This is a genomic window from Vibrio sp. FE10 (assembly GCF_030297155.1).
GTDB classification, from domain to species: Bacteria; Pseudomonadota; Gammaproteobacteria; order Enterobacterales; family Vibrionaceae; genus Vibrio; species Vibrio apostichopi.
Window position 1 is genome coordinate 296,190 of the sequence record NZ_AP028067.1, and the last position, 22,853, is coordinate 319,042.

At 44.4% G+C, this 22,853-nt stretch carries 30 protein-coding genes and 1 rRNA gene; 29 read left to right on the top strand and 2 right to left on the bottom strand.

The window, feature by feature from the left end:
- Positions 1 to 63: 63 nt before the first annotated feature.
- Positions 64 to 669, bottom strand: coding sequence for a LexA family transcriptional regulator (locus QUF19_RS01400; RefSeq protein ID WP_029223220.1), 606 nt, complete (start codon positions 667 to 669; stop codon positions 64 to 66).
- A gap of 134 nt (positions 670 to 803) precedes the next feature.
- Here QUF19_RS01400 and QUF19_RS01405 point away from each other — a divergent pair, with 134 nt between their 5' ends.
- The 21 genes from QUF19_RS01405 (at position 804) to QUF19_RS01505 (ending at position 11,978) form a co-directional block, all read left to right on the top strand.
- The gene (locus QUF19_RS01405) at positions 804 to 1,058 is read left to right on the top strand and encodes a pyocin activator PrtN family protein (protein WP_004735837.1); all 255 of its coding nucleotides are present in this window, start codon (positions 804 to 806) and stop codon (positions 1,056 to 1,058) included.
- 11 nt (positions 1,059 to 1,069) lie between these two features.
- Positions 1,070 to 1,264: a hypothetical protein gene (locus QUF19_RS01410; RefSeq protein WP_102362076.1), complete on the top strand. Its 195-nt coding sequence runs from the start codon at positions 1,070 to 1,072 to the stop codon at positions 1,262 to 1,264.
- Between the two features lie 2 nt (positions 1,265 to 1,266).
- Positions 1,267 to 1,443, top strand: a complete 177-nt coding sequence (locus QUF19_RS01415) for a hypothetical protein (RefSeq protein WP_286295454.1) — start codon at positions 1,267 to 1,269, stop codon at positions 1,441 to 1,443.
- Positions 1,440 to 1,631 (top strand): hypothetical protein, encoded by a 192-nt coding sequence (locus tag QUF19_RS01420; RefSeq protein ID WP_017055726.1) that lies wholly within the window; start codon positions 1,440 to 1,442, stop codon positions 1,629 to 1,631. The genes QUF19_RS01415 and QUF19_RS01420 overlap by 4 nt, the downstream gene beginning before the upstream one ends.
- A gap of 18 nt (positions 1,632 to 1,649) precedes the next feature.
- Positions 1,650 to 3,536, top strand: coding sequence for a replication endonuclease (locus QUF19_RS01425; protein WP_286295455.1), 1,887 nt, complete (start codon positions 1,650 to 1,652; stop codon positions 3,534 to 3,536).
- Between the two features lie 65 nt (positions 3,537 to 3,601).
- Complete coding sequence (locus QUF19_RS01430) at positions 3,602 to 3,919, top strand: hypothetical protein (RefSeq protein WP_054542928.1); 318 nt, start codon at positions 3,602 to 3,604, stop codon at positions 3,917 to 3,919.
- Positions 3,912 to 4,457, top strand: a complete 546-nt coding sequence (locus tag QUF19_RS01435; protein ID WP_286295456.1) for a hypothetical protein — start codon at positions 3,912 to 3,914, stop codon at positions 4,455 to 4,457. The genes QUF19_RS01430 and QUF19_RS01435 overlap by 8 nt, the downstream gene beginning before the upstream one ends.
- Positions 4,444 to 4,911: a hypothetical protein gene (locus QUF19_RS01440; protein ID WP_286295457.1), complete on the top strand. Its 468-nt coding sequence runs from the start codon at positions 4,444 to 4,446 to the stop codon at positions 4,909 to 4,911. Before QUF19_RS01435 ends, QUF19_RS01440 begins: the two co-directional genes overlap by 14 nt.
- On the top strand, positions 4,820 to 5,635 hold the full coding sequence (locus QUF19_RS01445; protein WP_054542931.1) for a hypothetical protein: 816 nt from the start codon (positions 4,820 to 4,822) through the stop codon (positions 5,633 to 5,635). Before QUF19_RS01440 ends, QUF19_RS01445 begins: the two co-directional genes overlap by 92 nt.
- Positions 5,636 to 5,766: 131 nt before the next feature.
- On the top strand, positions 5,767 to 5,895 hold the full coding sequence (locus QUF19_RS01450) for a hypothetical protein (protein ID WP_256099348.1): 129 nt from the start codon (positions 5,767 to 5,769) through the stop codon (positions 5,893 to 5,895).
- Between the two features lie 12 nt (positions 5,896 to 5,907).
- Entirely contained in the window at positions 5,908 to 6,723 is an 816-nt protein-coding gene (locus QUF19_RS01455; RefSeq protein WP_050621038.1) for a major capsid protein P2, read from the top strand.
- Positions 6,724 to 6,732: 9 nt separating this feature from the next.
- On the top strand, positions 6,733 to 7,005 hold the full coding sequence (locus tag QUF19_RS01460) for a hypothetical protein (protein ID WP_004735826.1): 273 nt from the start codon (positions 6,733 to 6,735) through the stop codon (positions 7,003 to 7,005).
- Between the two features lie 2 nt (positions 7,006 to 7,007).
- On the top strand, positions 7,008 to 7,154 hold the full coding sequence (locus tag QUF19_RS01465; RefSeq protein WP_170960258.1) for a hypothetical protein: 147 nt from the start codon (positions 7,008 to 7,010) through the stop codon (positions 7,152 to 7,154).
- Complete coding sequence (locus QUF19_RS01470; RefSeq protein ID WP_004735824.1) at positions 7,154 to 7,360, top strand: hypothetical protein; 207 nt, start codon at positions 7,154 to 7,156, stop codon at positions 7,358 to 7,360. The genes QUF19_RS01465 and QUF19_RS01470 overlap by 1 nt, the downstream gene beginning before the upstream one ends.
- Positions 7,341 to 8,264, top strand: a complete 924-nt coding sequence (locus QUF19_RS01475) for a hypothetical protein (RefSeq protein WP_286295460.1) — start codon at positions 7,341 to 7,343, stop codon at positions 8,262 to 8,264. Before QUF19_RS01470 ends, QUF19_RS01475 begins: the two co-directional genes overlap by 20 nt.
- Positions 8,261 to 8,911: a hypothetical protein gene (locus QUF19_RS01480; RefSeq protein WP_286295461.1), complete on the top strand. Its 651-nt coding sequence runs from the start codon at positions 8,261 to 8,263 to the stop codon at positions 8,909 to 8,911. The genes QUF19_RS01475 and QUF19_RS01480 overlap by 4 nt, the downstream gene beginning before the upstream one ends.
- Positions 8,911 to 9,594 carry a hypothetical protein gene (locus QUF19_RS01485; RefSeq protein WP_286295462.1) on the top strand — a complete coding sequence of 228 codons (684 nt, stop codon included), beginning with the start codon at positions 8,911 to 8,913 and terminating at the stop codon, positions 9,592 to 9,594. Before QUF19_RS01480 ends, QUF19_RS01485 begins: the two co-directional genes overlap by 1 nt.
- Positions 9,595 to 9,667: 73 nt before the next feature.
- A complete protein-coding gene (locus QUF19_RS01490) occupies positions 9,668 to 10,096 on the top strand; it encodes a M15 family metallopeptidase (RefSeq protein WP_050621050.1) in 429 nt (142 codons plus the stop codon).
- A gap of 36 nt (positions 10,097 to 10,132) precedes the next feature.
- The gene (locus QUF19_RS01495) at positions 10,133 to 10,351 is read left to right on the top strand and encodes a hypothetical protein (protein ID WP_286295463.1); all 219 of its coding nucleotides are present in this window, start codon (positions 10,133 to 10,135) and stop codon (positions 10,349 to 10,351) included.
- Positions 10,351 to 10,512 (top strand): hypothetical protein, encoded by a 162-nt coding sequence (locus tag QUF19_RS01500; protein WP_172837676.1) that lies wholly within the window; start codon positions 10,351 to 10,353, stop codon positions 10,510 to 10,512. The genes QUF19_RS01495 and QUF19_RS01500 overlap by 1 nt, the downstream gene beginning before the upstream one ends.
- 176 nt (positions 10,513 to 10,688) lie before the next feature.
- Entirely contained in the window at positions 10,689 to 11,978 is a 1,290-nt protein-coding gene (locus QUF19_RS01505) for a PIN-like domain-containing protein (protein WP_286295464.1), read from the top strand.
- Between the two features lie 205 nt (positions 11,979 to 12,183).
- Here the strand turns inward: QUF19_RS01505 and QUF19_RS01510 are convergent, their stop codons facing one another.
- On the bottom strand, positions 12,184 to 13,254 hold the full coding sequence (locus QUF19_RS01510; protein WP_286295466.1) for a site-specific integrase: 1,071 nt from the start codon (positions 13,252 to 13,254) through the stop codon (positions 12,184 to 12,186).
- A gap of 104 nt (positions 13,255 to 13,358) precedes the next feature.
- Between QUF19_RS01510 and dusA the strand changes: the two genes are divergently transcribed.
- From dusA to QUF19_RS01550, 8 genes are all read left to right on the top strand, one after another.
- Complete coding sequence (gene dusA / locus QUF19_RS01515; RefSeq protein ID WP_286295467.1) at positions 13,359 to 14,363, top strand: tRNA dihydrouridine(20/20a) synthase DusA; 1,005 nt, start codon at positions 13,359 to 13,361, stop codon at positions 14,361 to 14,363.
- Between the two features lie 262 nt (positions 14,364 to 14,625).
- Positions 14,626 to 14,847 (top strand): envelope stress response protein PspG, encoded by a 222-nt coding sequence (gene pspG, locus QUF19_RS01520; RefSeq protein WP_017108630.1) that lies wholly within the window; start codon positions 14,626 to 14,628, stop codon positions 14,845 to 14,847.
- Positions 14,848 to 14,982: 135 nt separating this feature from the next.
- A complete protein-coding gene (locus QUF19_RS01525; protein ID WP_102435944.1) occupies positions 14,983 to 15,651 on the top strand; it encodes a TIGR04219 family outer membrane beta-barrel protein in 669 nt (222 codons plus the stop codon).
- 190 nt (positions 15,652 to 15,841) lie between these two features.
- Complete coding sequence (locus tag QUF19_RS01530) at positions 15,842 to 16,072, top strand: hypothetical protein (protein WP_102339310.1); 231 nt, start codon at positions 15,842 to 15,844, stop codon at positions 16,070 to 16,072.
- A 123-nt stretch (positions 16,073 to 16,195) separates the two neighbouring features.
- Positions 16,196 to 18,061 (top strand): assimilatory sulfite reductase (NADPH) flavoprotein subunit, encoded by a 1,866-nt coding sequence (locus QUF19_RS01535; RefSeq protein ID WP_286295471.1) that lies wholly within the window; start codon positions 16,196 to 16,198, stop codon positions 18,059 to 18,061.
- On the top strand, positions 18,061 to 19,788 hold the full coding sequence (cysI, locus tag QUF19_RS01540; protein WP_286295472.1) for an assimilatory sulfite reductase (NADPH) hemoprotein subunit: 1,728 nt from the start codon (positions 18,061 to 18,063) through the stop codon (positions 19,786 to 19,788). Before QUF19_RS01535 ends, cysI begins: the two co-directional genes overlap by 1 nt.
- Complete coding sequence (locus QUF19_RS01545; RefSeq protein WP_286295473.1) at positions 19,781 to 20,557, top strand: phosphoadenylyl-sulfate reductase; 777 nt, start codon at positions 19,781 to 19,783, stop codon at positions 20,555 to 20,557. The genes cysI and QUF19_RS01545 overlap by 8 nt, the downstream gene beginning before the upstream one ends.
- A gap of 677 nt (positions 20,558 to 21,234) precedes the next feature.
- Positions 21,235 to 22,789 (top strand): 16S ribosomal RNA (locus QUF19_RS01550).
- The last annotated feature ends 64 nt before the right edge of the window (positions 22,790 to 22,853 follow it).

The following is a 22,853-nucleotide window of genomic DNA, read 5'->3' on the forward strand; positions in this document are numbered from 1 at the left end:
CAAGGGCTGTGCTAGTTCGAGGGGTACCATAGGGGTACCGCACTCAATAAATACTTCTACGCGTTACATTCTTTGGCCTGACCAAACCACCTCACCGATGATCTCGAAGTCGGCACCTTTAATCTCTTCTTTTCCAAGTTCCCATGCTTCATAAGCACTATTGTCACTGACTACCTTGATTCCGTTTGGTAAGAACTGAAGTCTCTTCACCATCAATCGATTGTCATATCTGAATACGTAAATCCCATCAGTAGAAAAACCATCAACGCGGTTAACCATTACGATGCTCTGATTTTTGAGAGTAGGGATCATGCTGTCACCACGAACAGGCATTAAGAAAATGTTGTTTGGGTTAAAACCAAGTTCTTGTCTAATGAATCGTTCACTGAAAACCATCGCGCTAGATTCTTCTTCTTTTTCAACAAGCGCACCATGCCCAGCACTTACCTCAATATCGAAGAACTTCAATTCCAAATAGCCTTTTGGAGTCAATGAGCCACTTTTTGCGATCTCGTTCGCTTTTAGAAAAATATCTTCAGGAATTTTTCCTCGCATTCTCCACGTTTGAATGGTTGATGCTGAAACCCCCAAAGCCTTTGATAAATCAGTATTTTTTGAAGTTTTGGTTAGTTTCTTAAGTTCAGATATTTGTTCGTCCACGATGCTCATTGAATGCTCCAGTGTGCTCAAAGGTGTTGCAATGTATAAATTATGATCCAATAATGTCTCATGACGACATTGAGACATTCTTGAGTTAATTATAGTTGCTCCTAGTTAACTCACCATAATTGCATAGGTGATTTATGAACACAAACTTCGCATTACTCGCTAGATTTGAAAGCCCTACTGTAGAACTTAAACAAGTTAGCCAAGAGTTTTTTGGTATCACTCCCAAGACGGCAGAACAAAGGGCGAAAGCTTGTGACTTCCCTGTTCCTACTTTCAAGTTACGTGATTCTGAGCGCAGCCCATCGTTGATAAAGATAGAAGATCTAGCTGCTTACATTGATGAACGTCATTCAGAGGCCAAGTGTGATTGGCTATCAGTAAACGGGTAAGGAGATTGAGCATGGATAGTGTAACGACTCCGATTCACAGCGTTAGCGTAGACCTTTCTCATTCGAGTGAAGCCAAAGAGCTTTTAATGATAGTTAAAGGCCGTTTGTCTTGGTTAAGCCCGTCCTCACCTGAGTTTGAATTTTTATCTCCGATTTATAAGCAGTTGGTCGAAGCCGCAACTTTATTGGAAAGCTTGGAGGAATAGACATGCCAACAGATAAGGGGCTTGAAATTCTTGCAAACCTAAAAGCCAAGCACTTTCCAAATGGCTATAGCTCAAAGCAACGAGGCGGTAAAGATTACCGCTTCAGCTTCAAAGGACAGGCGGAATATAAGCGCGCGCTAAAGCTTCAAATCATTAGGCTTCGAGAGGTGGTTTCATGAGCCGCAATAGTAAATATGAAGCAGCAAGGAAAGAGGAAGGACTCAAGAAAGTTACGTTATGGGTGCCGCAAGACAGAGAAAGCGAGTTTCACATGTTAGCAAAAGCATGTTGTGAATTTCGTCATTTAACTTTTAACACTCTGCGCGATACCCAATCAGGTAAGTACATTTCTTTAGAGCGTTTATAACCCGTCACTGGTGACACTATGAGTACCTACAAGCGATTTTATCAACCTAACGTAAATCAATCTTTTGGTCAGTTCGTTTCAAACGTTACTGCGCATCTGCCGATGATGTTGCGCCAAGACATCGACCTCAAGATTGGCATTCGTAAAAAACGAGATAACCCTACTGATCGCAACCTATCCGCGTTCGTTAAAGATCGCGTGTCTTACGTTGATAAAGTCGCTCATCACTTTTCAAGAAAGTTTCCTTTTGGTTTTGCCTGTCATGAGCCTAAGCCTTTAGAGCTCACCCATGACATTCTTATGAGTGACGACTTAATCAAAGACTTTGCTGTCAAGCTGACAGTAGCTTTTGCCGATATCATTAACGATATTGCCATTGTCGAAACTGAAAAGCGTATTGATGGTATTTCTGATAGCTCTCTGGACTACTACGAGGCGTTGCATTACGGCTTTGAACAAATCCGTGACGTGATGTTAAAAGCGTTCATTGAGCCGCCTAGGGCTGATACTAGTGATATAGGCAAGAAGCTCACCATTCTAGATGCAGAAACCATTTTAGAGTGCGCAATCCGTCGTTGTATCGATCCGAAATATTTAACGCGCAAACTTAAACGTCTGCGTAAGCAATACATTGAGCACGCTCAAGTGACTCTAGGTAATGTCGGTAAGAAACAAGGTCAAACGCATTACGTCTCGCGTCTAACTCTCTCTAACTTCAAGCAGAAGATGCGTGAGTCAGAAGACTTCATGCAAAACATGGTTGTGATTAGTCATGAGACCATGCAGGAGTTCAATCTTGCCGAAGTCGCCTCACGTACAACCGCTAACCTAGAGAACCGACGCGTTGAACTGGTTGTTCGTAGCCGAGGTGATGAAGAGCGTGCGATTGATATGGGTTTTGAGGGCGTATTTATCACATGGACACTCCCGTCTAAATATCATCGTAATTCGCACAAATGGAACGGTTGTACCGTCAAAGAAGCGCACCAAAACCTAATGGAGCAGTGGAAACTTGCCCGCGCTCACTTTGCCAAGATTGATTTACCTTGGTTTGGCCTACGGGTGGCCGAACCTCACAAAGACGGCACTCCACACCTCCATGCGTTTGTGTATTGCGCCAAAGAGCACAAAGCCGACCTAATGCGCATTTGCGCCACGATTGCCCGTAGTGAAGACGCTGACGAACTTCATACCAAGAAACAACGTAAAGCGCGTTTCCATGCTAAACCTTGCGACCCCAACAAAGGGAGCGCAACGGGTTATATCATCAAATACATATCAAAGAACATTAACGGGGCGCACATGCCAGAGGGCGAAGCGAGCGAGATAGCCGTATCCGTTCGAGCGTGGGCGAGTGCATGGGGCTTAAAGCAGTTTTCACAATCGGGCGCACCTGCTGTTGGTCTATGGCGACAATTAAGACGCGCCAGTAAATTGGACGTGGCCATTGATGAGGATTTAGCGAATCTACATGACCATGCAGATAAATCACGTTGGAAAGAATTTACTCAACACATTGGGGATTTGCGTCTTGCTCATGAAGAGCAATTTAATCAGTACGGTGAAACAACCAAGCGGGTGATTGGCCTCAAGTGGTTGGGTCATGTGATCGATACGTGCAGCGAGCGTTTTTCTATTGTGGCGAAGTGCGATGTGGATGCGTGGAAAGATGAGCGAAGCGAATTAACCCAAAGAAGCGGAGCTTCGTCTTGGAGCACTGAAAATAAGTGTAACCCGCCTCCAAAGGATGAGGTTACACCGCTAGAGAAAGCATTGATGGACGTGACCGGATGGAGCGTTAAAGGGGTTCAATGCTTACTCAAACCTTTATCCATGGGGGCAAAAATACCTATTGATAAATTCACGACTCTAAGCATTCGAAATAGACAGCTTAGAGTGACTTAAACCAATGGCCAACGATGTGAATCAGGGGCTAAACACTAAACAACGTCGTGAGACAGAGGATTGAAATGAAAATACTATCGCTTGATGAGTGTCAGCGAGATTTAGCTGCGTTGGACGCGGCTGACAGACTCACCGCCAACATGAAAGTAGAAATTGACCGCTTCAAAGAAATGGATACCAGCAAGCTCATGAAAAAAGCCATGGGAATGCTGATGAGTGGCAATTTGTCGCTCGAAGCTTTAGGGCTTCCCGTGAATCTATTTGAGCAATTAGAGCAACTCGAAAAACTCAATGGAGTGGCGCGCAATAAGTACCGCGCTGTCGTTGTGGCCAACCAAGAGCAACTTGGTGATGTGGAAAGCGTCGAGGTGAAACATGGCTAAATATGAAAACCCTGTTCGTGGGTATATCGCCTGTCCTGTTTGCCAGTCTACCGCCACCACTCACCAAGTGGGTGAGGGTCAATTGATCGCGTCTGGTGAGCCACCAAAAAACAGCCGTAACATTGGACTCATGTATTACCGTTGCCCTGAGTGCGGTAACAGTTCGAATAGCAAAAAGGTTACGGAGTTCATCAAAGCTAATTCCGTTGCTGAGTTAACCGAACTTAAACCGAATCCAACCGAAAAAGGTTCGGTTATTGAGTCGGATTTGATAACCGAGCCTAACCCTATCGATGCAAGTGAGTTAACCGAATTGGTGCAAATGGATGAAGTCAGTAAAGACGCGGCTCCCAACCGAGAGATAACCGAAACGGTCGCAGATGAAAAAACAGAAAATGCCCCAAGTAAATTCCCCTTTAAACGAGTAATCACGGGGTTAGCCTCGGTTATCTTCATCATTTGGGCAGTGTCTCAGCTGCTACCGAAACCGAAAGCCCCAACCGAACAATCGCAAGGGGGCGAACATGGAGCAAGCTAACGAAACCTTACCAGGTGAACAAGTTGAACTGGATGATTGGGGGGATTTTGGCTCTGTTATTCATCAGCTTGAAGAACAAGAGAAAACCGAGAGCGATTTAGTTGGCTTAACCGAGCTAACCGAAACAGTAACCGAAGATAAAACAGAAGCTATGGCGGGCTTACTGAATATCTTGTTTGCCTTAACCGAGCAAGCGACTTCCATCATTTCAGGAGTTGAATTTGAGTTTGACGGTAAAGGTAAGCAAGCTGTGATGGATGCGGCTGAACCTGTCTTTGCAAAACACGGTAGTACGCTTATGAGCGTGTTTGGGGATTACATCGAAGAGGCGACCTTATTACTTGCGGTTCTTGGTTTGATTTATGCCTCTAAAAAGCAATTGGTCATGCTGCAACAATCAAAGGAGGTGGACGGTGAAAAAACCGAAGCCCCTAGCCCTACCGAACCCCGTTAACTCAAACCCGTCACATGATGCCGAGCACACCATTTATGTGGCGGGAACAGGAGGAGGTAAAACCTCAGCCGTTAAGCATTTGGGGCTAGTTCCTAAAACGGCTCAAGCGGTCTTTTTTGACCCCTACACCAACTACGCAGGGAGTAAATTTCAAGGCCAAATGTGCCACGGCACTTCATCACGCTTAACCTTTGTCAAAACGCTCATTATGGCGCGTCGTCGCGGTGGCTCGTTTAAGCTGGCCTACATTCCAGCAAATGGGGCAACGGGCGACGAATTAGAGTTCTTTGCGTCGGTGGTGTGGTCGGTGGGTAACGGTCGGGCTAGCCAGCTCTATACCGTTATCGAAGAATTGGCTTCATGTGTTGAAACCTCGGGCAAGCTTCGAGGTCGTGCGGGTGAGCTTTTGCGCGGAGGTCGTCAATACGGTCTGGTGGTGCATACGGTGTTTCAACGAGGGCAAGAGGTACCAAAAACCGTGACTGAACAATCAAGCGTTTGGTGGGTGGGCGCGGTTAACTCAATGAGTGATGCTCAATGGATAGCGGATAAACGCGGGTTGGATGTGAATATCGTGGCGGGGCTAAAGTCTGCCAAGGTCAATAAAGAACGCATTGGTAAACCGATAGCCGAATACTTATTGATTGGTGATGGTATCGGCAACATCGAGCACAAAGCGTTTAACTGTCAGTCAGGCTCTAAGCTCAATTTAAACTACCGTTAATCGACCTTTTTAACCTATAGGTTACCCGTTCAACCTATAGGTTACTTTCCCTTCCTTTTTTTACCTCACTCCTATTTGATAAACGCTCAATTTGATTATTCACAATCCAACGTCGAGAGACAGGGGAACTCATGAAAGCTCAACATAAAAACATGTTGATTGCTGTAGCGCTGACCTTACTGGTGATTGCCATCATCAATAACGTATCAACGCTAGAAGCAGTCAAAGAACTCATTAACGGCAAGCGTGGCTGGTTTTAAGGAGATATAAACATGTCAGTAAAACCAATCAAACTTAATTCCATGGTCGGTGCTGCTTGGGGGCAAAAAGGTACGTTACCTATCCCTGTTGGTCCTACTTATCAAGAGTTGGTATTAGAGACCAATGCCGAAGCAGCCGATATTGAGCGTTTGTCTATCACGCTTAATGCAGAAGAAATCTATGTCTTAACGGGCAGTGAGATTTTGATGCTTGAGCGTTACAAACAACGTGCTCATACAACAGGCCACTACGTGATCCCATTTAGTGATATTTCCGCACGTACTAAAAATGGTGTTCGTTACACGGGGCTGGTGACGGAAGCGGGTGACAACATTCACTTAGATATCCAGTTCAAAGCGAAAGCCAGTGGCGACCCGCTATCGATTCAAGTTCATGCGTGGGTGACTAATGCACAACCTGCACGAATCATCGTGCCAATGGTTAAGCGTGAAACTATGCCAGCGAACGCGGCAGGGGTGAACGAATTTACAAGCCTAGTCTCAAGTCCATTGATTAGTTTACGTCGTGCGCACTTTATGCACACGGGTATCACTAAACTCGAAGTTGAGCGCGACTTTGTCAAAGAGTACGAAGCCAACAAGTTTATCAATGAAGCGAACGCCAAGCGTAACGAACGTACACCTCAAGCGGGTTACTTTCACTTCGACCCTATTGTGCGTGGCTTCTCTATCGATGAGCTATTTCCAACACAGCACAGCTCTAACTTGAAGTTCTCAGTAACAACGAGTGACGTAGCAGGCTCAATTCCTATTTTGGTTGAATCGGTGAAAGTGGTTCGCCCTGAAATGCTCGCGGGTCGAAGCTAAGGAGCCGATATGAGCTTTTTTGATGACCTCTTAGAGTTTGGGGGCGGTGCGCTTGATAGCGTGGGTGAAAATGCCGATTGGCTGTTTGGTGATGATGACAATTCATCTAACCCAAACACTACCCAGCAACCTAACGCACCCGTTGTTGATAATAACGGCAACGCTGTTACAACCCCTCAAGGCTCACTTGTAGCGAAAGATAACACCCTGCTTTATATCGGTGGTGGTATTGCTGCGCTGTTAGTGTTGGTTCTGCTTGTTGTCATGCTGAAAGGTAAATAGTTATGCCATTACTTTTCATTGGTTTAGGTGGACTTGGGCTTGGGTCTGCACTTGGGTTTGGTGTGAGTCAGGGCATCAATAAGGCTCTGACTGCTACCGCGTTGATTGCCCTGTTATACCTTGCCTACAAATCGGGAGTGTTTCGCTAATGCTAGGTTCATTAACGTCTTTAACGGGTGGCGGTGGCTTGACGGGCGGGTCTTCGGGGCCAGCAAAATCAGGTAACACATCTAACACCACAAATAACAGTGGCTTTACTGCTGGCGCAATGAATTTTGGCAGCAACAATGGCATACCGTGGTGGGGAATTGCGCTTGTTGCTCTGATTGCGCTGTATGTTCTCACTCGAAAGTAACTTAATTCCTGAAACTTGGGGCAATGCCAAGCCGAGGCTATGTAAAGCCCTTGGTGATTACCTCAAACAAGCAGAAATTGAAGTTCAAGAGGGACGAGAGTCCCTTTATCGAGTGGAAGATACCTACATGTTACTGCGCGGTGAGCAATCACAATCAGGCTCTAACGAGTTAGTGGTTGTTGCGTTAGCAGGTGATATGGCAGCGGGTACGCTCAGTGCAATTAATCACGGTAAAGCGAACGGCTTTGACTCCATTCGCGCCCACTTTAGCAAACGCGGAGCCCATCGCTATATTCAGCGTAAATTACGATTGCCTGTTCGAGAGGTTGAAACTCACAAGAATGAGCATGTATTACAGATAAGGTTTGATGATATGGGCGGGAAAAGTAGCTCAAGAAGTGACGCTAAAACCGTCACCACAACCACAAACAAAAGCAATAGCCAAGGTATCGGTGGCGATAACAATGGCTTTGCGCTGTCAGGGATAGAAAACTCTGACATCAATTTAAGCATGACTGACCATGGCGCAATGGCAGTTGCAGGTCGAACGGCAGAAGAAGCGTTTAAATTCGGAACTGACGCATTAGATTTTTCAGCAGACACCGTTGATGCTTCTTTGGGTTTTGGTGAGAAAGCGTTAGACGGAGCGTTCAGTTTTGGTGAGAGCGCATTGGATGCAAATGCAAATCTTAGCGAGCACGCGATAGATTCAATTAAATCCATGGCAGGCCAACAAACGGAAACGACCAAAGCAGCACTTGCAATAGCAGGGGCAGCAAAAGCGCGAGAGCAAACGGGTGAGAACGAAAGCAATAACGAGTTACTGAAAAATGTGTCTCTTATGGTCGGGATTCTCGTCTCGGTATTAACGATGGCTTATATGTTCGCGGGGCGTAAACAATGAAGCAACTGCATACCTTAAATACTGGCGAAGCCATTAAATTTAACGCAGGTCAGGCTGGTAAGTACCTCATAATGCGTGAGGCCAGTAATACCGTCATGTTGCGCGGTGATGCTCTGCGACCTGTAGAAATTGAACGTGGTGACACGGTTGATATCACTCGTTTTGATGAGCTTGAACTTTTTAATCACAAAGTGGATGCCGTGACGATTGAATATCAAATCGCAGATGTTCCAATCATCACCAAAGCGCAAAAAATTGATATCAGTAATTCGGTAGCGATTAGCGAGATTTTAACGCCAATTACCGTTGATAAAGTTCTATCCCCGATAAAGGTGGGCGAAGTCCAAACCGAGGTAAAAACACGCATTCAAAATGACGTCCTCAAGGTGGAAAAGCTTGCTGATTTGTACACCTTGCAAAAGGTCGGCAGTGGGTTATTGGACTTAACAAGCGATGAGCAAATTATTGATGGGAAAGCTGGGCGTAAAGGGCTCTTTATTCAGGCTTCTACCGACAATGCCAGCCCCGTGTTGGTGCAAGGCTTAATTGATCTTACAGCTGGCGGTCATACATTAATTCAAACGGATGCCATCGTGACACTGCAAGGTGCCATAGGCGATAGCGTCAAAGTAGGGGAGTTTATCTAATGTTCCAACTTTCAAACCCGCCCCAAGCCTCTTCAAGTTCGGGCTCAGTTGGGGAAGTCGGGGCTAATGTTTTGGCCTGTATTCCTCTAGGTGCTCAAGATGGAGGGAGTGCGTCCGGTTTCGTGACCATCTTAAATAACCTTTATAACGACCCTGAGCGTAGTCATAACGCGGCTCTATATCATCGAAATGAAAGCATTAATGGTGAGTGGGGTCGAAGAATGCAATTAAAGTCAGCAGTCGATTTGATAACGAAAGCGGAGCCTTATGATTCTGTATCGTTAATGATGTCGGTCACGCTCAAAGGGAAGATAAATCTTGATGCGTCAACGGCTGCGAAGGTGAGCGCGTTAGATACTCCTATTTCTTGCGTAATCGGAATTAAGACTCAAGCCGCCCCATCATATAGAGGCGCGTATTGCAGTGTGACAGCTGCGTACTCTTCGAGTGATTCGTCATTGGTCTTTGGTGGTTCGTCTGATGTTGTTCTTAATGTTCAAGCGGGCGATGTAGCCAGTATTGCTGAATCAGAACTTCAAATTTCTTTCGATGTGGAAGATATAACTAATGATGTGATGGTTTACTTGGAAGAGGCACCTGCAACGTTAGAAAACTTGTTTGGGCTTATTCATGTCAAAAAGGCGTGGATTGCTGAGGAAGCTGTTTATCCGGTGCCTGATTAACAAGGGTTTGGTGGTAATGAATATTAAGTATTTGCTAGTACTGCTTTTCCTGATCCTGTTTGGGGGATACCTAATGAAAAAAGACAAGATAATCAAAATAGTGAGTGGCTTTGCTTTATCAGCTAGAAGTGAGATGCGCATGGTGGGTGTGCGCGGTGATTTAAAGCGAGTCGTTCGCCGCGCTATTGAGCTAACCCCGTTTGATTTTGGCATCACGTCAGGTAAGCGCACCGCAGAGGAACAGAACGCTCTATTCAAACAAGGCGCAAGCCAGTTAGACGGATACAGCAAAAAAAGCCGTCACCAATCAGGCTGCGCGGTTGATTTTGTGGTGTACGACGAAAACGGCAAAGTGACGTGGGGCTTTAGTTATTACGAACAAGTGAGTTGGGCATTCAAACAGGCAGCGGATGAGTTAGGTATTCCGATTGTATGGGGCGGTGATTGGGTCAGCTTTAAAGATGGTCCTCATATCGAACTCGATAGAGCCCATTACTCATAGTTACACCATCAAGTATTTAAGGAAGAGCAAATTACTATGAAAAGCTTATTAGAAAAAATCGGAATCGACCTTGACCAACCATCCACTAAAAAGGGGTTAGCGTTAGTTGGCGCGGGAGCTGCTTTGGTAGCTGGTCACCCTGAACTTATCACCGCGAGCATATCGGCAGACGGTGTTCAATTCGGTGGCATTATTGGCGTAAGTGCACCAATAGTATTTGGCCTATGGGAAACCCTACGTAATGAGTTCAAGTAATGGCAGAGTATCAAACAATAATTGTTGCCGTTGTTAGTGCTTTGTCTAGTGGTGTCGGAGTAGGCATTACGCTTAAAACGGATGTTAAGTGGCTGCGCTTGATGATGGAAAAAATGGATGAACGTTTGACTCGACTTGAAAGTAAAAGCCCTAACTCATAGGGTGTAATAATTTAGACCGATAAATCGATCTCGTTCTTATATTGTCAGTAGTAAGTGGTTACAAGCCCTTTTTTATGTGATTATCTAACTAGTTACAGGGATATTGGTAGGTAGGTTAGTATCGAAAAATGAGGCCACCGACTGATACGATGTTATGTTTTTTGGAGTACTAATCGTTGTCAAATCTACAATTCAATAAAAGAGAAATATTTCCCAACCCTTCGGATACCTTTTTTTTCAAGCTTGAGCCGTTAGAAGAGATTAAAGATGAGTGTATTTTTGTATTAGATGCCAATGTTCTCTTATTGCCATATACGACAGGGGTAAAAAGCTTAAATGCAATAAAAGGTGTTTACAAATCACTCTCTGAAGCAGACAGAATGTTTTTACCTGCTCAGGCAACAAGGGAGTTTTTGGATAATCGAGCTACAAAAATAGCTGATATGAACTATGGTTTATCCCAAAAGATGACCCAAAGTTTTCAATACGTTGGATCTCACCCTTTGCTAAGTGAACTTGATGAATATAAGGCTTTGGAAGAACAGGAAAAGAAAGTCCGTGACGCGATTAAGTCTTATCAAGGCGAAATCAAGAAAACTCTTGAGGTAATAAAGTCGTGGGGTTGGAACGACCCAGTAAGTGATATGTATCATGAAATATTAGGTGGTAGAGTTCTATCCGATGAAGCGCTGGATATTCAAAATATTGAAAAAGATCTAAAACGCAGAAATGAGTTAAACATTCCGCCCGGCTATAAAGATAAAAATAAAGATGAGAATCAAGCTGGCGACCTCCTCATTTGGCATGAAATACTATTGTTAGCTACTGAAAAAAAGAAGCATTTAGTTTTTATTTCTGGAGACGAAAAACCAGATTGGTGGCATCAAAGTGGAAAGAAGCCTCTTTACCCGAGGTTTGAATTGGTTGATGAATATAGAGAAAAATCAGAAGGGCGATCGTTTCATATTATAAGTCTTTCAAGTTTACTTGAGTTATTTAATGCAGAAGATGAAGTCGTTAAAGCCGTAAAATCATCTGAAGATAGTGTTAAATTTAAAACTAAACAATCGCTTCATTCTAACTCTGAGTTAGTTGAAAGAGCATTGCTAATCGTTAAAAGTCTTCGTGCGGCTCTTATGGAAAATAGGATGGCAAGCGAGCGGGTGTCGGAGCAAAGAATGCTAAAGATGAGCACTGCCTCTGATGAAGAACGCTCTGAAGTTTGGAATAAATTTCATCAACTTGATAGAGAGCCTACTTTGAATCTTATGCATTATTACAATTCAAATTTTAAAATTGATGCAATTATGACCCGTGATGAAATTGAATCTCGTCTACCGAATGATATTTTAGATAATCGCGACATCTTTTCTTCTCGTATGTATGAGCATCCAACAAACCCATTGGGCTTGGAAAGAGTAATTGATGATCTAGAATATTTGGCGAAGTGTTTACCATCAGCTTAACACTTGGGATTCAATCCCAAGTATTGAGCAAGCTTGTTGTTACTTATCTATGGGAACTGTGAGATGGTGACCTGAGTCTCTGTAGTCTTAGCGTTTTCCCAATGCAAGCTCGGGTGCTGCGGGCTTCCCATACCGATCCATAAACCCCTAAATTGATAAAATCTATAAGACACTTTTATCCAGAACCGAGTTAGTAAAAGGCTCATTACTGAGCCTTTTTATGCAATTTATGCGGGAACAGCTGAGTATAAACTTGCCACAAAATATTCAAGTTTCGGTGACCTGTCACTTGAGCTACTTCTTCAATTGAGTAGCCCTTTTCAAATAATCGACTAGCTCCCTCTCTTCGTAAATCGTGGTACCTCAAATCTTCAATTCCTAACTCGTTTCTCACTCTTTGAAAGCCTGCACTCACACTTCGTGAGTTGTATGGGAAAATGAGTTCGCCTTTATTCGGTTGCTTTAGTGCGATCTCAAATGACTCACCAAGCAACGGTACTATCATATGATTACCTTCTTTCTTCCTTGGGTCTTTCCTGTCTCTGACAAGTATCGTTTTATGTTCTTGGTTGAGGTCTTCCCAACGCAGCTTGCAGACTTCACCAATTCGCATACAAGTAAGAATGCTGAACTCAAGAATATCGGTGAATGGGATTCGAGTTGTGCCGTTTGGCCGGAAAGATTCACGTTGTTCTAATCCAAGTTTTAAGAGTTTCAGTTCTTCAGACGTTGGGCGACGTGTTCGTTTCTGACTCTTACCGACTAACCCCATATCAATCAGAACGGGTACGGCTTCATCAAATATCTGGTGATTGGTGTCGATGTTGAAGACAGGCTTAGATTTTTTCATTACAGAACGTAGGTAAGCAATATCATGATAAATCGTTGCGGGTTTTGCTCCTGCGCCTCTTCTATTTTTACAGTGCTCGATTAAGTCGCTAGTTCGTAGCTGATTACTCTCAACTTGGGCGATGTCGCAATCCCTAAGCATTTTAATAACGTAGCGTTTTGTTCGGCCTGTATTGTCCCAAAGATCTCGTTCGACCATGAATAAATCGAGGAGTACCGAAAGGGGGACTGTTTTAGGTTGATTTAGTACCCCTTGAGCCTCTAATTCAGCAACCCTTTTTTTACCTAGAGATTTAGCGAGTGCTTTCTTTTTTAGAGTTTTGCTTTCCCTGTGTATAATGCGCGAATTCTTTTTAACGATGATTGTTACCTTGAACCTTTGTTCACCGCTTTTTAGCTTTCTGGTCTCGATGGTATAACTTGCCATTGTCCAACTCCTAAAGGGGTACTTGAGGGGTACTACAGGAAGTAATTCCGTTTAATTCTAGGTAATTCACTGTATGTTTGTACAGTATTAATTGAGACTGAATCATGACAAACACTAATAAAACCAGTAAATACGCTAGTAACCGACTTTCTGTTGCACCCATGCTCGATTGGACTGACCGCCACTGTCGTTACTTTCACCGTTTGCTTTCTCAGCAGACTCTTCTGTACACGGAAATGGTAACCACAGGTGCGATCTTACATGGTAAGGGCGACTTCCTAGAATATAACGAGCAAGAACATCCTCTTGCACTTCAACTTGGTGGTTCAAATCCTGTTGATTTAGCTGCTTGTGCCAAGCTTGCTGGTGAGCGTGGCTATGATGAAGTAAACCTAAACGTAGGTTGTCCTTCAGACCGAGTTCAAAATGGTCGCTTTGGCGCATGTTTAATGGCTGAGCCTGAGCTGGTGGCAGATTGTGTTTCAGCGATGAAGGAAGTGACTGATATTCCAATCACTGTGAAAACGCGAATTGGTATTGATGACCAAGACTCTTATGAGTTTCTAACTAAGTTTGTTTCGACGGTTTCTGAAAAAGGCGGCTGTGAGCAATTTACTATTCACGCGCGTAAAGCGTGGTTGAGTGGCCTTAGCCCGAAAGAGAACCGTGAGATCCCACCGCTAGATTACGATCGTGCATACCAAATCAAGAAAGACTTCTCTGATCTTGTGATTGCTGTAAATGGTGGCATTACGACGCTTGAGCAAACTAAAGAGCACTTGCAACACCTTGATGGTGTGATGGTTGGTCGTGAGGCATACCATAGCCCGTTTATCTTGGCTGAAGTCGACCAACAGATCTTTGGTTTGGATACGCCTATTAAGAAGCGCTCACAAGTAGTCGAAGAGATGTATCCGTACATTGAACGTGAATTATCGAATGGTGCAAGCCTAGGACACATCTCTCGTCATATGCTTGGTTTGTTCCAAAGCATGCCGGGTGCAAGACAATGGCGTCGCTACATCAGTGAAAATGCGCATAAGAAAGGCGCGGGTATCGAGGTGGTGCAGACAGCATTGGCTAAGATTCCTAAAGAGCTAAACGTATAACTTCCTTCGAAGCTAAAAGTTTGAGCTTAAAAGCCCAAGTAAAAAACCTAAGCTTAAAAACTTAATCTTAAAAACCTAAGGTTAAATTCGCCACTAGAGGCTAAATTTACCATTGATAGTTTCTTTAAAAGCCACGCATTAATATGTGTGGCTTTTTATTTGACTGATAAATAAGGATTTTATTGGTTTTATTAACTTGGTATGGAAGCTGCAATGTTAGAAAATAGGAAAGATAGGTCATTAACTCATGAGGGAGACCATTATGTTTGAATTAATCTTTGTTCTTATTTTCGTTGCCACTCTACTTGTCACTGGTATTACGTTTATGACGGTATTGGCTGCAACTGGAGTCGCGTTAGCTGTCATGTTGGTCTTAGGTATGATGGGCGTCGTGTTTAAGTTGCTGCCTTGGTTAATCGTGATTGCATTGGGTATCTGGTTTTTCAAAAACTTTGTGCACAGTTCTAACCAAAGACGTTACTAAGGTCATGGTGTCGTCAAATCTTTGATCGTCAGCGGTTTATCGTTTTAGAATTTAAGATGTGTGGTAGAATTTTCCCCAATAATCTATGAATGTGCATACAATTAGCACAACGATATGGAATTGGAGCTACCTCAAATGAATAAAATGCCATTAATTGCTTTAGTGGGAATGCTATCTTTAAGCTCGGCAGTATCTGCTGAAGAAGAGTTTTCTTACACGGCTAAAGTCGGTGCCGATATGTGGTGGGGAAGTACAAAGCTAAACGAAGTTAGACAAGATGACGACTCTAATTCACCTTCGTTGTATCTCGCATTTGAGCACAATGCCCCGATGCTACCAAACGCTAGTTTTCGCTATACTTCTGTGGATGCGGATTCATTGGCCTTCGATAAGTACGATTACACCTTCTATTACACATTGTTAGATCACAAGCTGATGAACTTTGATGCCGGTGTGACGTTCACGCAATATTCAAACTCGAATTACATCGAACCGAAAACGGGTGGCGCTCAAACAAGCTTTGATGAATTCACTTGGAGCTTCTACGGTAACGCAGAGATCAACGTTCCTGACACCAACTTCGATATCATTGGTACGATGGAGTTCGGTGATAGCAGTGGCATCAAGAGCACTGACTTGATGGCGGGTGTTCAGTACCGAATTCCTGTATCAGAATCTGAAATTGCCTTGCGTGGTGGTTACCGTGTTATCGATCTAGACTCGGATGAGTTCTTTAGCTCTGATCTAGGTAAAAGCTTTGTCATGGTAGATGGCTGGTTTGCTGGCGCTGAAGTGCGCTTCTAGGCTATTCAAGCTCATTTAGAACGAATTTTAAGAACGCCACTTTATTAAGTGGCGTTTTTTTATATCTATTGATTATATCTTTCTGGAATTAGTTAGCACATTCATCACTTTCGACCATCCTTATACAGAGATCGAATTAGCGTCTATTCTTATAAGGTCTATGTCGTGAGGTCAAAGCAAGGGATGGAATATGACACTCAATGAATTACGAAATTTATATAGAGAAAACCTGTTAGTTGAAGCGATTATTGAGCCCTCAATTCAAGAAGGGGCTTGGGTTGTCGAGTTTCGTCATATGGGGGGAGGCTTCGTGCTACTCACCGATGTTCATGGTGAAGAGTGCCATTATGCGGATCTTGACTTGGCATCGAAGTCGGCAATGGCGGTTGGCTTCCAACAAGTACGCATTGAAAACCAGTAGGCCAATTTACTGTTTAATCGGTTTTTACTTCCAAAAAGTTATAAAACATACTTTTCTATTCTTTCTTGTTATTAAAAGGAGTGGTTAATCTATCGTCACGCAATGATTAGGGATGTCGTGACCATGTCTTTAAATAAGAAAGAGTCTTCACAAAATAATAATGCACAGTCTGGGGCTAATGAGCTACCTGGGCTAGCAGCACCACTTAATGACCAACAATTGGGTCATCTTCAACACACTGTTTCTGAGTTATCTTCACAACAACTGGCATGGGTCAGTGGTTACCTTTGGGGAGTGAGCCAAGCTCAGCCTGTTGGTGCAGCTGCGCCAATCGCTCAAGTGGCTGCTGCAGTCGCGGCTAAACCGGCGGGTAAGCTCAGCATTATCTTCGCATCTCAAACAGGTAATGCTAAAGGCGTCGCTGAATCGCTTGAGGCAGAAGCTAAAGCCTTAGGTATTGCTGCCGAGCTTTTCGATGCAAGTGATTATAAAGGTAAGAACCTAGCCAAAGAGACACACGTCATTTTTGTGGCTTCAACCAATGGTGAGGGCGAAGCTCCTGATAATGCTATTGAGTTGCATGAATTCCTACAATCAAAGAAAGCGCCAAAATTATCCAACCTGCAATACGGTGTGATCGGTTTGGGTGATTCAAGCTATGAGTTCTTCTGCCAAACGGCTAAAGACTTCGATAACTTCCTCGCTAAGCTTGGTGCTAAATCATTTGTCGACCGTCTTGATTGTGATGTTGATTACGAAGAATCAGCAACGGAATGGCGCGCTAAAGCATTAGAACAAGTAAAAGAGACGCTATCGACAGGCACTGAAGCCGATGTGGTTCAATTACCAGTAGGTCAAGCGGCTGCCGGTCATTCGCAATACACCAAACAAAACCCATACACCGCGACATTATTGACGAGCCAAAAGATCACCGGTCGTGATTCGGGCAAAGATGTTCGTCATATCGAGATTGATCTTGATGAATCGGGTATTACTTACCAGCCGGGTGATGCGCTAGGCGTATGGTTTGAAAACAGTTCAGAACTCGCAAATCAGATCCTTTCTAAGGTTGGGTTATCTGGTATCGAAAGTGTTGATGTCGATGGTGATAACTTATCTATCCACAGCGCACTCGTCAGTAAATTCGAGATTACATCTTCAAACCCTCAACTAGTGACCAAGTTTGCTGAGCTTTCGGGCAGCAAGAAGTTAATCAAGCTGGTGGAAGATAAAGACAAGCTTCGTGAATACGCGGGTAATACTCAAGTTGTCGATGTTTTAGCTGAGAAGAAAACTAAGCTATCGGCTGATGAATTGATTGGTCTACTACGTAAGCTGACCCCACGCCTCTACTCTATTGCGTCAAGCCAAGCAGAAGTAGATGAAGAAGTTCACTTGACGGTTGGTCTGGTTGAATACCAAAAGGGCGATGAATCTCGTCTGGGTGGCGCTTCAAGTTTCTTAGCTCAACGCCTTGAAGAAGGTGGCGAAGTTAAGGTGTTTGTTGAGAACAACAATAATTTCAAACTCCCACAAGACGACAACACACCAATCATCATGGTTGGCCCAGGTACTGGCATCGCACCGTTCCGCAGTTTTGTTCAAGAGCGTGAAAACAATGACGCTCAAGGTAAGAGCTGGTTGTTCTTTGGTGATCGTACCTTTACTCAAGATTTCTTATATCAAGTCGAATGGCAGAAATATCTCAAGTCTGGTGCGTTAAGCAAGCTTGATGTTGCCTTTAGTCGTGACCAAAAAGAAAAGGTTTATGTTCAAGACCGTTTAATCGAACAAGCAGAGCAGGTTTGGCAATGGCTTCAAGAGGGCGCATACCTCTATGTTTGTGGTGATGCGACTCGAATGGCGAAAGATGTCCATGAAACGTTAGTTACGATAGCGGAAAAACATGGCAATCAGAGCCGCGAGCAAGCAGAACAATATATTAATGATTTACGTAAAGCGAAACGTTACCAAAGGGATGTGTACTAATGAGCAAGCAAGTAATAGAGCAAGAAGTGCTAGGTCAAGTACTGGGACCTTTGGCTGATAACGAACGTCTTAAGCGTGAAAGTAAAAATCTTCGCGGTACGATTGAACAAGATCTCCAAGATAGAATTACGGGTGGCTTTACTGCTGATAACTTCCAGTTGATCCGCTTCCACGGTATGTATCAACAAGACGACCGTGATATTCGTAACGAACGTACTAAGCAAAAGCTAGAACCTTTACATAACGTCATGCTGCGTGCGCGTATGCCTGGCGGGATCATCACTCCGAAGCAGTGGCTCGCGATTGATAAATTCGCAGATGAAAGCACCTCTTATGGTTCTATCCGTCTCACAACCCGTCAAACTTTCCAGTTTCACGGTGTGTTAAAGCCGAACATTAAGTTAATGCACCAAACACTAGACAGTATTGGTATTGATTCCATTGCGACTGCGGGTGACGTAAACCGAAATGTTTTGTGTACGACAAACCCGGTTGAGTCTGAGCTCCATCAAGAAGCCTACGAGTGGGCGAAAAAGATCAGTGAACATCTATTACCTAAGACTCGTGCTTATGCAGAAATCTGGTTAGATGGTGAAAAGCTAGCAACAACGGATGAAGAACCTATCTTAGGTAGCAACTACTTACCACGTAAGTTCAAGACGACGGTTGTAATTCCTCCACAAAATGACGTAGATGTTCATGCTAACGATCTTAACTTCATCGCGATTGCTAAAGACGGAAAGCTGGTGGGCTTTAACGTATTAGTGGGCGGTGGTCTTGCAATGACGCACGGAGATACTTCTACTTATGCACGTAAAGCTGACGATTTTGGTTTTGTGCCATTAGATAAAACGTTAGATGTAGCAGCTGCGGTGGTAACGACTCAGCGTGATTGGGGTAACCGTTCGAACCGTAAGAACGCAAAAACCAAATACACATTAGACCGTGTTGGTATTGATGTATTCAAAGCAGAAGTAGAAAAACGTGCAGGCGTTGAGTTTTCTGAAAGCCGTCCTTATGAGTTTACTGGCCGTGGCGATCGTATCGGTTGGGCGGAAGGCATTGATGGTAAGCATCACTTAGCGTTATTCATCGAAAATGGTCGTTTACTTGATTTCCCAGGGAAAGCGCTGAAAACAGGTGTTGCTGAAATAGCGAAGATCCACAAAGGTGACTTCCGAATGACAGCGAACCAAAACCTAATTGTTGCGGGTGTTTCTACAAGCCAAAAGGCCAAGATTGAGAAACTGGCACGTCAATACGGCTTGATGGATGACGCGGTAAGTGAGCAGCGTAAGAATTCGATGGCGTGTGTGGCATTCCCAACATGTCCTCTAGCAATGGCTGAAGCTGAACGTTTTCTTCCAGAGTTTGTTACCGATGTTGAAGGCATTCTGAAGAAACATGGATTACCAGAAGAAGACAATATCATCCTTCGTATCACTGGGTGTCCAAACGGCTGTGGTCGTGCAATGTTGGCTGAACTGGGTTTAGTCGGCAAGGCGCCGGGGCGTTACAACATGCACTTAGGTGGTAATAAAGCCGGAACTCGTATCCCGAAGATGTATAAAGAGAACATCACTTCAGCTCAGATCTTAGAAGAGATTGATTCGCTGGTGGGACGTTGGGCTACGGAACGTAACGACAATGAAGGGTTCGGTGATTTTACAATCCGAGCTGGCATCATCGAAGAGGTGATCATTTCAAAGAGGGATCTGCATGCATAATTCTGTCGCTTCAAAACTGAAGTTAGCAGAGCTACTCGCATTGACTAAGACGGAGCAAATACTTCGTCTTGGACAAATCAATGCTGAGTTAGAGCAGCTAACCGCACTAGAAAGAGTTAAGTGGGCACTAGAACATTTAGAAGGGACGCATGTCGTGTCTTCAAGTTTCGGAATCCAAGCAGCATTGATGCTGCACTTAGTGACTCAAGCCAAACCCGATATTCCAGTTATTCTTACAGACACCGGGTATCTATTCCCAGAAACGTATCGTTTTATCGATGAGTTAAGTAAGAAGTTGACCCTTAACCTGCAAGTATTTCGTTCTCAACAGAGCCCTAATTGGCAAGAAGCGCAATATGGCAAACTTTGGGACCAAGGTATCGAAGGGATAGAGAAGTACAACAAGCTTAATAAAGTTGAACCGATGAGACGCGCGCTGGATGAGCTAGAAGCTGGCACATGGTTTTCCGGTTTAAGAAGAGAGCAATCTCAATCGCGCGCAAATCTGCCAATTTTATCTATCCAAAATGGTGTGTTTAAATTCTTGCCGGTAATTGATTGGACGAATAAAGATGTTCACTATTACTTGGAAGAGCACGGTCTCAGTTATCACCCACTTCGTGAGCAGGGGTACCTTTCTGTTGGAGATACTCATACGACTAAGAAATGGGAACCGGGTATGACTGAAGAAGAAACCCGTTTTAATGGTCTAAAACGAGAATGTGGCCTTCATGAAGACGATGGAGAGCAATATGGCTCTGGGATATAGACTCATTGCCATTTAAAAAGCTGCCTCAAGGCAGCTTTTTTAGTTTCTAGGGGATAAAATTAAAGTGATTGTGGATAAGTCTGTGGTTATTGTGTAGGTACTTTGTAGTTAAACTTGCATAAATGAGGCTTTGGGTGTTTATTCGTCATCTAACCGTTATTTTTGCAGTTTTCGGTAATAAACACTTGCCAATGTGAGGAACATCTCTATAATGCCGCCTCACTGACACGGTAGACGCCACAAGGCTTCAGCGAAGAATGTTAGTAAGGCAACTAGCTTTAAGCGATTATTCGCTCCTACTTTTAGAAAGTAGAAATTAATTTTCAAAAGTGTTTGACACTGAGAATTAAAACGCTAGAATGGCCGCCTCTTCCGAAGTGATGTAAGTCACAACGAAGAGAAGCTCTTTAACAATTTAAACCTATCAATCTGTGTGGGCACTCGTTGATGAATATCAAAACGTTATTACTTAGGTAGTAACAGTTACTTCGGTAACAAAATTGATTTCAATGAACTGAGTGACCAATACGTTTAACGACTTTCTCTTGTAGAAAGAAATTATTCGGCACAGTCAATTCATTACCATTCTGTTGGAATGGTAATAGCTTTAGAATTACATGTTCATTTTCGAATGAATATTAGTTTTGAAGTCAGTATTCGTTGAGTCACAAAATCTTAAATTGAAGAGTTTGATCATGGCTCAGATTGAACGCTGGCGGCAGGCCTAACACATGCAAGTCGAGCGGAAACGACATTATTGATTCTTCGGAGGATTTAATGGGCGTCGAGCGGCGGACGGGTGAGTAATGCCTAGGAAATTGCCTTGATGTGGGGGATAACCATTGGAAACGATGGCTAATACCGCATAATGCCTACGGGCCAAAGAGGGGGACCTTCGGGCCTCTCGCGTCAAGATATGCCTAGGTGGGATTAGCTAGTTGGTGAGGTAATGGCTCACCAAGGCGACGATCCCTAGCTGGTCTGAGAGGATGATCAGCCACACTGGAACTGAGACACGGTCCAGACTCCTACGGGAGGCAGCAGTGGGGAATATTGCACAATGGGCGAAAGCCTGATGCAGCCATGCCGCGTGTATGAAGAAGGCCTTCGGGTTGTAAAGTACTTTCAGTTGTGAGGAAGGGTGTGTAGTTAATAGCTGCACATCTTGACGTTAGCAACAGAAGAAGCACCGGCTAACTCCGTGCCAGCAGCCGCGGTAATACGGAGGGTGCGAGCGTTAATCGGAATTACTGGGCGTAAAGCGCATGCAGGTGGTTCATTAAGTCAGATGTGAAAGCCCGGGGCTCAACCTCGGAACTGCATTTGAAACTGGTGAACTAGAGTGCTGTAGAGGGGGGTAGAATTTCAGGTGTAGCGGTGAAATGCGTAGAGATCTGAAGGAATACCAGTGGCGAAGGCGGCCCCCTGGACAGACACTGACACTCAGATGCGAAAGCGTGGGGAGCAAACAGGATTAGATACCCTGGTAGTCCACGCCGTAAACGATGTCTACTTGGAGGTTGTGGCCTTGAGCCGTGGCTTTCGGAGCTAACGCGTTAAGTAGACCGCCTGGGGAGTACGGTCGCAAGATTAAAACTCAAATGAATTGACGGGGGCCCGCACAAGCGGTGGAGCATGTGGTTTAATTCGATGCAACGCGAAGAACCTTACCTACTCTTGACATCCAGAGAAGCCAGCGGAGACGCAGGTGTGCCTTCGGGAGCTCTGAGACAGGTGCTGCATGGCTGTCGTCAGCTCGTGTTGTGAAATGTTGGGTTAAGTCCCGCAACGAGCGCAACCCTTATCCTTGTTTGCCAGCGAGTAATGTCGGGAACTCCAGGGAGACTGCCGGTGATAAACCGGAGGAAGGTGGGGACGACGTCAAGTCATCATGGCCCTTACGAGTAGGGCTACACACGTGCTACAATGGCGCATACAGAGGGCAGCAAGCTAGCGATAGTGAGCGAATCCCAAAAAGTGCGTCGTAGTCCGGATTGGAGTCTGCAACTCGACTCCATGAAGTCGGAATCGCTAGTAATCGTGAATCAGAATGTCACGGTGAATACGTTCCCGGGCCTTGTACACACCGCCCGTCACACCATGGGAGTGGGCTGCAAAAGAAGTGGGTAGTTTAACCTTTCGAGGAGGACGCTCACCACTTTGTGGTTCATGACTGGGGTGAAGTCGTAACAAGGTAGCCCTAGGGGAACCTGGGGCTGGATCACCTCCTTATACGAAGATACTTACGATGAGTGTCCACACAGATTGATGGTTTAGATTTAGTTAAAGCCAGAGC

Bases quoted from the DNA above. Each gene is read 5' to 3' on its own strand.
- QUF19_RS01480 (WP_286295461.1), top strand. From the start codon at position 8,261: ATGAAGCAACTGCATACCTTAAATACTGGCGAAGCCATTAAATTTAAC.
- QUF19_RS01465 (WP_170960258.1), top strand. From the start codon at position 7,008: ATGCCATTACTTTTCATTGGTTTAGGTGGACTTGGGCTTGGGTCTGCA.
- QUF19_RS01400 (WP_029223220.1), bottom strand. From the start codon at position 669: ATGAGCATCGTGGACGAACAAATATCTGAACTTAAGAAACTAACCAAA.
- QUF19_RS01450 (WP_256099348.1), top strand. From the start codon at position 5,767: ATGAAAGCTCAACATAAAAACATGTTGATTGCTGTAGCGCTGACCTTA.
- QUF19_RS01510 (WP_286295466.1), bottom strand. From the start codon at position 13,254: ATGGCAAGTTATACCATCGAGACCAGAAAGCTAAAAAGCGGTGAACAA.
- QUF19_RS01490 (WP_050621050.1), top strand. From the start codon at position 9,668: ATGAAAAAAGACAAGATAATCAAAATAGTGAGTGGCTTTGCTTTATCA.
- QUF19_RS01410 (WP_102362076.1), top strand. From the start codon at position 1,070: ATGGATAGTGTAACGACTCCGATTCACAGCGTTAGCGTAGACCTTTCT.
- pspG (WP_017108630.1), top strand. From the start codon at position 14,626: ATGTTTGAATTAATCTTTGTTCTTATTTTCGTTGCCACTCTACTTGTC.
- QUF19_RS01485 (WP_286295462.1), top strand. From the start codon at position 8,911: ATGTTCCAACTTTCAAACCCGCCCCAAGCCTCTTCAAGTTCGGGCTCA.
- QUF19_RS01445 (WP_054542931.1), top strand. From the start codon at position 4,820: ATGCCTCTAAAAAGCAATTGGTCATGCTGCAACAATCAAAGGAGGTGG.
- QUF19_RS01430 (WP_054542928.1), top strand. From the start codon at position 3,602: ATGAAAATACTATCGCTTGATGAGTGTCAGCGAGATTTAGCTGCGTTG.
- QUF19_RS01530 (WP_102339310.1), top strand. From the start codon at position 15,842: ATGACACTCAATGAATTACGAAATTTATATAGAGAAAACCTGTTAGTT.
- cysI (WP_286295472.1), top strand. From the start codon at position 18,061: ATGAGCAAGCAAGTAATAGAGCAAGAAGTGCTAGGTCAAGTACTGGGA.
- QUF19_RS01420 (WP_017055726.1), top strand. From the start codon at position 1,440: ATGAGCCGCAATAGTAAATATGAAGCAGCAAGGAAAGAGGAAGGACTC.
- QUF19_RS01460 (WP_004735826.1), top strand. From the start codon at position 6,733: ATGAGCTTTTTTGATGACCTCTTAGAGTTTGGGGGCGGTGCGCTTGAT.
- dusA (WP_286295467.1), top strand. From the start codon at position 13,359: ATGACAAACACTAATAAAACCAGTAAATACGCTAGTAACCGACTTTCT.
- QUF19_RS01415 (WP_286295454.1), top strand. From the start codon at position 1,267: ATGCCAACAGATAAGGGGCTTGAAATTCTTGCAAACCTAAAAGCCAAG.
- QUF19_RS01440 (WP_286295457.1), top strand. From the start codon at position 4,444: ATGGAGCAAGCTAACGAAACCTTACCAGGTGAACAAGTTGAACTGGAT.
- QUF19_RS01405 (WP_004735837.1), top strand. From the start codon at position 804: ATGAACACAAACTTCGCATTACTCGCTAGATTTGAAAGCCCTACTGTA.
- QUF19_RS01495 (WP_286295463.1), top strand. From the start codon at position 10,133: ATGAAAAGCTTATTAGAAAAAATCGGAATCGACCTTGACCAACCATCC.
- QUF19_RS01545 (WP_286295473.1), top strand. From the start codon at position 19,781: ATGCATAATTCTGTCGCTTCAAAACTGAAGTTAGCAGAGCTACTCGCA.
- QUF19_RS01455 (WP_050621038.1), top strand. From the start codon at position 5,908: ATGTCAGTAAAACCAATCAAACTTAATTCCATGGTCGGTGCTGCTTGG.
- QUF19_RS01525 (WP_102435944.1), top strand. From the start codon at position 14,983: ATGAATAAAATGCCATTAATTGCTTTAGTGGGAATGCTATCTTTAAGC.
- QUF19_RS01470 (WP_004735824.1), top strand. From the start codon at position 7,154: ATGCTAGGTTCATTAACGTCTTTAACGGGTGGCGGTGGCTTGACGGGC.
- QUF19_RS01535 (WP_286295471.1), top strand. From the start codon at position 16,196: ATGTCTTTAAATAAGAAAGAGTCTTCACAAAATAATAATGCACAGTCT.
- QUF19_RS01475 (WP_286295460.1), top strand. From the start codon at position 7,341: ATGTTCTCACTCGAAAGTAACTTAATTCCTGAAACTTGGGGCAATGCC.
- QUF19_RS01500 (WP_172837676.1), top strand. From the start codon at position 10,351: ATGGCAGAGTATCAAACAATAATTGTTGCCGTTGTTAGTGCTTTGTCT.
- QUF19_RS01425 (WP_286295455.1), top strand. From the start codon at position 1,650: ATGAGTACCTACAAGCGATTTTATCAACCTAACGTAAATCAATCTTTT.
- QUF19_RS01435 (WP_286295456.1), top strand. From the start codon at position 3,912: ATGGCTAAATATGAAAACCCTGTTCGTGGGTATATCGCCTGTCCTGTT.